This is a genomic window from Bacillus sp. UNCCL81 (assembly GCF_900112535.1).
GTDB classification, from domain to species: Bacteria; Bacillota; Bacilli; order Bacillales; family Bacillaceae_G; genus Gottfriedia; species Gottfriedia luciferensis_B.
Genome location: NZ_FOMF01000030.1, coordinates 1 through 1,747, shown reverse-complemented (window position 1 = coordinate 1,747; position 1,747 = coordinate 1). Strand labels below are relative to the sequence as shown.

3 protein-coding genes are annotated in these 1,747 nt (G+C 30.4%); all 3 read left to right on the top strand.

The features are described 5' to 3' along the window. Nucleotides 1–111: 111 nt before the first annotated feature. A complete protein-coding gene (locus tag BM319_RS24280; RefSeq protein WP_091025007.1) occupies nucleotides 112–510 on the top strand; it encodes an RlpA-like double-psi beta-barrel domain-containing protein in 399 nt (132 codons plus the stop codon). A 13-nt stretch (nucleotides 511–523) separates the two neighbouring features. After that, complete coding sequence (locus tag BM319_RS24275; protein ID WP_091025005.1) at nucleotides 524–1,018, top strand: hypothetical protein; 495 nt, start codon at nucleotides 524–526, stop codon at nucleotides 1,016–1,018. Between the two features lie 136 nt (nucleotides 1,019–1,154). Next, complete coding sequence (locus BM319_RS24270; protein ID WP_091025003.1) at nucleotides 1,155–1,643, top strand: hypothetical protein; 489 nt, start codon at nucleotides 1,155–1,157, stop codon at nucleotides 1,641–1,643. The last annotated feature ends 104 nt before the right edge of the window (nucleotides 1,644–1,747 follow it).

The following is a 1,747-nucleotide window of genomic DNA, read 5'->3' as shown; positions in this document are numbered from 1 at the left end:
TTAAAATATATTTTAAAGGGTTGTTAGTTCTCTCTAAAAATCCTCTTTATATAATATAGCGCTAGTAAATGAAAATTTTTCTATAACTAGTCAAAATAAGGAGGAATTATTATGAGTATTAATGGAGTTGCTTCATGGCATCCTGGTGCAGGATTCACTCCAATGTGTCAACCGTGGGATAATAATAAAAATTTGGCAGCTTATCCTTATGTATACAAAAGTGGAACTGGAGGTGGAACATGTACTACTTATGGATGTGGTCGCGCTAGTGAATTTCCTAAAAAAAATTGTGGTTCAACGATTGCTGTATATAATCCATGTACTACCTCAAGTGTCACCGTCACAATAGCTGAGTGTGGACCAAGTATGAGTGGTATACGTTGTGGTGCTTCAGCTCCAAGATGTCAACTGTCTTATCTAAGAGATGTAATCATTGATTTAAGTCCAGCTGCATTTTCAGCTTTAGGAGATATTGATGATGGGTATCTTGGCGTCATAATTACACCTTAAAGGAGGGGTTAAAATGAGTAATCAAAAAAATTTAACAGAAATTAATGATTTTACTTCGGGTTCAATCAGCAAAATAGAAGGTAACATTGTGGACGTTGTTACAGAAAATGGTGTTTCACAACTTATTGTAGAAGACACATCTTTTATTTGGAGAGGGAAAAGGGATTTAGCTGTTAGTGATCTAAAAGTAGGGGACTTCTTTTATGCAAGAGGTGTAAAAAAAGATGGTGTATTTAATGTTGAAAAATTGTGGGCAAACATTGTTAATCATGTAGGTACAGTTTATACAAATAATGATAAAACAATATCCCTAGATCAAAATAATGATAAACGAATTAAAATTAAATATGATTTAAATACAGAAGTACTTCAACCGCAGCAAGATAATACATTCTTAAAGTTAAAAAATGTTACTGAAGATCACTTTAAACCTGGTAAACCCCTTTATGTAATCGGTTTATACGAAAAGGATTCAGATACCATTAAGGCGACTCGAATGTTTATTTAAATAAACAAAAAAGCGACTATTATTAGTTGCTTTTTTTGTTGGATTCTAAGAATTCCTTTTAAAAATTTTATCCTGTATTTTAATTTTAATTTTTTCAAATACTATATTTAATACAGTAAAAAGGAGGGATATAAGTTTGAAAATCTTTAACTTCAAAATTATTGTAGTATTTTTCGTATTATTCAATTCTGTTATATTCTTTGGAAGTCCAATTAAATCATCGGCTCACAATATAAAGGTCCCATTTAAAGTATTTACTCCTCAGTCGCAAAAAATTAATAAACTAACATCTGACGTTACAGTCGAAAAATTACCTAATTCTTCAATTGTTTCTAGTGTCATCATTTCTTATAAAGATTCTAACAATAATTTAGTAATGCGAATTACGGAAGCCCAAGCTCCACCTAACTTTGCAAAAATCATGCCTGAAGCAATGAAAAAAGGACCAATATTTAAGTGGGATAAAAATATTGGATACTTGGTTGATTGGGAAAAACTTGGTTTGTCGAAATTTACAGATCATAAATACACCTTTTGGTGGGTACAGGAAGGCACGTATTTATATATAACTTCGTCTACATTAATACCAAAGGAAATGTTTGAAATTGCAAAGTCAATGAAATAAATTTTTTGAATCTATTATTTAAAAGGTTGTTAATTTTTTAATAATAGATTCTTTATTTATATATGGGACAACTTAATTTTATTTTTAGAGGTGTTTGTTATGGA

Coding starts and splice junctions, on each gene's coding strand:
- BM319_RS24280 (WP_091025007.1), top strand. CDS start 112: ATGAGTATTAATGGAGTTGCTTCATGGCATCCTGGTGCAGGATTCACT.
- BM319_RS24275 (WP_091025005.1), top strand. CDS start 524: ATGAGTAATCAAAAAAATTTAACAGAAATTAATGATTTTACTTCGGGT.